Source organism: Acetobacter conturbans (assembly GCF_011516755.1).
Taxonomy (GTDB): domain Bacteria; phylum Pseudomonadota; class Alphaproteobacteria; order Acetobacterales; family Acetobacteraceae; genus Acetobacter; species Acetobacter conturbans.
On the sequence record NZ_WOSY01000051.1, the window covers coordinates 1 to 4,126 of the forward strand.

General features: G+C 57.1%; 4 protein-coding genes and 1 tRNA gene. All 5 read right to left on the reverse strand.

Annotated elements, in window-relative coordinates; all coding sequences use genetic code 11:
- Window positions 1-49 precede the first annotated feature (49 nt).
- The 5 genes from GOB81_RS17110 to GOB81_RS17130 all read right to left on the reverse strand — a co-directional run bounded on the left by GOB81_RS17110 (window position 50) and on the right by GOB81_RS17130 (window position 3,631).
- Entirely contained in the window at window positions 50-1,549 is a 1,500-nt protein-coding gene (locus GOB81_RS17110; protein ID WP_173571431.1) for a site-specific integrase, read from the reverse strand.
- 175 nt (window positions 1,550-1,724) lie between these two features.
- A tRNA-Ser gene (locus GOB81_RS17115) sits at window positions 1,725-1,815 on the reverse strand.
- A gap of 56 nt (window positions 1,816-1,871) precedes the next feature.
- Window positions 1,872-2,513 carry a phosphoribosylanthranilate isomerase gene (locus GOB81_RS17120; RefSeq protein ID WP_173571432.1) on the reverse strand — a complete coding sequence of 214 codons (642 nt, stop codon included), beginning with the start codon at window positions 2,511-2,513 and terminating at the stop codon, window positions 1,872-1,874.
- 50 nt (window positions 2,514-2,563) lie between these two features.
- The gene (pyrF, locus tag GOB81_RS17125) at window positions 2,564-3,271 is read right to left on the reverse strand and encodes an orotidine-5'-phosphate decarboxylase (RefSeq protein ID WP_173571433.1); all 708 of its coding nucleotides are present in this window, start codon (window positions 3,269-3,271) and stop codon (window positions 2,564-2,566) included.
- A 3-nt stretch (window positions 3,272-3,274) separates the two neighbouring features.
- Window positions 3,275-3,631: a lipopolysaccharide assembly protein LapA domain-containing protein gene (locus GOB81_RS17130; RefSeq protein WP_173571434.1), complete on the reverse strand. Its 357-nt coding sequence runs from the start codon at window positions 3,629-3,631 to the stop codon at window positions 3,275-3,277.
- Window positions 3,632-4,126 lie beyond the last annotated feature (495 nt).

Genomic DNA, 4,126 nt, shown 5'->3' on the forward strand with positions numbered 1-4,126 from the left:
GAGCATACCGGCGCATCCATATATCCCCCCTGAAAACAGGGAGAAAACATCATGCATCGGACAAAAGTACAAGGCCCAGACCAGCAGGCGCTAACTGACTACACGCTCTAGAAAAGTAATAACCACGCCTGTCTCCCGGCCTTCCCGGCCTTCCCGGCTTGCACTCCGGGAACAGCGGGGCGTCAAGAGCCAAGCGGCAATGGTGAGCTGTAAGAGCCACTGGCTCAGTAAGCTCTTGCCGCACCGAAGGCTCATCAAGCTCACCCAGAGGTATCGCCTCACCAAGCGGTGGAACCGCACCAAGAGCAGCAGCAAGACGTCTTTCTATGATCGGACGGACAAGGGGATGCAGAGGGATGCGCCGGACCGAATTGGTCGTCTTGGCTTCCTCATCGGTTACGGCGATGCCCCAAAGAGCTGCCTGTCCACTCTCCCGGTCCATGACAATTCGGCTGACTGTCAGGCTGCACAGTTCGTTCTCTCTGGCACCTGTAAACAGAGCAAGGCGCATCAGGTCACGAATGGCAGCACCCCATGCCCAGCGTCTGGTCCCACCCTCATCAGGATCAGCTTGCAGAAGGGCCATCAGTTCGCCTCCTGAGAACTCACGGAGGCGTTTGGCTTCCCTTCTGCTGGCTCTGCTGGCCTGCTGCTTCAGCCCGGTCGTTGCGCCTGTCCACGGATTGATGGCCGCTGCCCCGTTGGGTCCTGTGATGAGATGCTTGCGGATGCACCAGTCCCAGAACGCCTTCAGAGGGCTGATCCGGCTCCCTGTGGTTTTGGCTGCCAGTCCGGCTTCATCCATCAACCATTCAGCGAAACCACCCAGTATTCTCGGCTTCATATCTTCGATGGCAAGGCTTCTCAGGAAAGCGAGGGGAAGCACGCCATCCAGCGCCGCTCCTGTCCTTTCAGATTCCTTCTGCGCCATGTAAGTGGCCAAGAGATTAAAAGCTGCCCGATCCATGGCAAGGCTGGTCTTGGCGATTGTCTCCTCTCTGTGGCGTGTCCAGCGGTCAAGTAATGGCCCAATCGGCGTGGCTGTGCCGTCAACAATGCCCATGACCGTTCTCAAGTAACGCCCGCCCTCAGCCGGAGGCAGTCTTTCCGCGTCTTCCATTACAAGGTCGGACACCACGAACTTCATGCGTTCCCGCGCAGTCTCTGGAACACTCTCAGAAAGCTCTTCGTCCCGCCCGCCTTCCAGTGGATCGTAATCGTCCGATGCCCGCTCTATCTGTTCGCGATAGATGTGAGCCGTCTCCACAGCCTTCTCTGGTGTGGACCAGCCCTTCTGCGGCTGCCAGTCCCCATGCAGAGGCTTGAGATTGATGGCCTGAAGCTTGTCATTCACCTCGGCACGGATGGCTTCAAGAGCGGCACCTCGGCGTCTCAGGGCCTCTTTGCGGTCTCGGGTCTCAAGCGTCCTGATAACGTCCCGCCGTTGGCCTGTGCTGGACTTCAGGGCCTTGCCGACATCCAGCCAGCGGTCCTTCGGGATGAAGAAGCGGGCATAGTAAGTTCTGCCCTTTATGGTCAGGTTCGTCATGTCGTCGGCCATCCACGCCTTTTAGCGTTTGAGGCAGAGATGAGGAAGCCATGTGTCGCCCTGAGAGCTTCAAAGCTCCCCGCAAAACAGTGACGCTGGACCAGTGACGCACAGTCACAATCAAGGTGACGCTGACATGGTGTAAGTGACTGATTTTCTTAGGAAAGTGACGCTCTGGCGGAGAGAGTGGGATTCGAACCCACGGTACGCTATTAACGTACACACGCTTTCCAAGCGTGCGCCTTAAGCCGCTCGGCCATCTCTCCGGCGCTGGATGCGTTTCATACCAGTATCTGCCGGAGACTCAAGAGGAAAAACGCATTCAGCGCTTTCCGGATGACCGAGCAATCTGAATGAAACGTCGCACAGCCTCAGGATCCTTAATCCCGGGACTACATTCCACCCCCGATGAAACATCCACGGCTGGTGCACCACTGAGGAGGATTGCCTCAGCAACATTGTCAGGATTCAGGCCGCCAGCCAGAATCCATGGACATGGAGAAAACCATCCCTGGGTAACATCCCAGGGAAGAGTTTCACCATTTCCACCCGGTCGGTCCGCATCTTTCGGAGCACGGGATTCAATGACCAGCCGCTCGACCTTTGTTTCCACCGGCAGATCAGCGGCCATAGATACGGGGACTGAAAGCCACACTTCCCTCTGAAAATTCTGCCCAATAGAAGCTGCCCGTTCCGCAGTAGTGTATAATTGCAGAATGTCGACCGGGACCGTATCCAGAACCGCTGCAATTTCTTCATTGGTAGGATCCACAAACAACCCAACGCAGCCAGGCCTGTTCTCCCTTCCGACAAACCGATTGGCCAGTTCCGCAGCCCGCGTCGCAGTCACATAACGGGGAGACCGGGTGAAAAAATTGAGGCCAATCCAGTCCGCACCGAACCGCAGACAAGCATCAACACCATCTTCTTCTGTCAATCCGCAGATTTTGACACCAACTGTCACCCGAACCTGCCTCCCCCCGGTGAGCTGCCCTCACAAAAGCAGACTATAGTTTACAGAGCCAGTTCCGCCGCAATTGCGGCGGCAGCAATAGCAGGATCGGCAGCAGCCGTAATCGGACGCCCCACCACGATCCAGTCTGCTCCTGCGTCCTTTGCAGCGCCCGGTGTCATGACCCGCTTCTGATCGCCTGCCACAGCGCCCTGAGGACGAATACCCGGCGTCACCAGAATCGGTTCGGCTCCAAACTCCGCGCGGAGGGCTGCCAGTTCGTGGGCAGAGCAGACGAGACCATCCGCACCATTACGAAGCGCCAGTTCCGCGAGCCGCAAAACCTGAGCCTGCGCCCCATCATGCACTCCCATTTCAGCAAGGGCATGATCGTCGAGACTTGTGAGAACGGTTACCGCCAGAAGCAAGGGACGCTTTTCGAGCGTGAAACTATCGTCGCACGCCTTGCGGGCAGCAGCGACCATGGCGCTCCCCCCACCAGCATGAATGGTGAGCATCGCCGGACTAATCCGACTAAGGCTGCCAATAGCCGCGCCAACAGTATTCGGGATATCGTGCAGCTTGAGATCGAGAAACAGCTCACGACCCGCAGCCACTTTCTCCACTGCCTCGAATCCGGCTGCATAGACGAACTCAAGACCTAGTTTGATGGCATCCGCATGGGGAGAGACAGAGGTGGCCCATGCCGCCGCCTGCTTCGGGTCCCGTGTATCAAGTGCGGCGATCAGCCGTGTGCGCCGGGAAGACATCACTCAGACCGTCGGAGAGGAAGAAGTTATCTGAGGCGGCACGGAAGTCACCGTATGAGCCTCCGCGACGACCACGCGAGCGCGCAACTGGTCCAGCTCCGTCGTCTTGCTGGCTGTAATAGCTTCCAGCTCCTTGACCCGCGCCTCGGCTTTTCTCGCACGGCGACGCTGGCCAAGCTCACTGACCCATACGCCAAATGCCCCGAGCAACAGGCCACCGAAAGCGATGAGAAGCGCTAGCACACCCACGGATGAAGACCAGCTGTAGGTCAGGAACCACATCTGAGAGGATTCCTGATTGCTGGCAGCAAACAGGATCAGAGCCAGAAGAAAAGGAACGAGGATTATAAGACGGATCATGATCTGCTTCGTAGCCTTACGCACTCAGGAGAGCAAGAAAAGCCACGCTTCAGAGACTGCTGAATATGGTCGTCAGCCATGACAGAGATGCGCTGCCTGCCATTTTCATCTCATCAAACCGCACAGTGCTGACAGCCAGCCAACCGGGCCAGTCAGGATTTTTGCGGGAGAATCAGGCAATGATTCAGGGTGGGCATCGGTCATGGCTCAATTTTCTCCCACCGCCTGACATGAAGGAAAAAAACTTTATCCAGTCTTTATGTGAACTATAAAGACGCATTCATCGGCTTACCCCGCACAAGGAGGGGTAAGCCGATGAACCAAAGCAATCATTACTTCTGCGCTTCTTTACTCTGTATTTTCAGTATCCAGAGCTGAGCGATGTCTTTAGCGCCGTTTGTTCCGTCGACGGTGCGGAGGGTGGTGACGGCATCGGCAGTGCGACCGGCGTCCATCTGGGCCTCACCCAGATGCAGGCGGGCGATGTTCACGTCC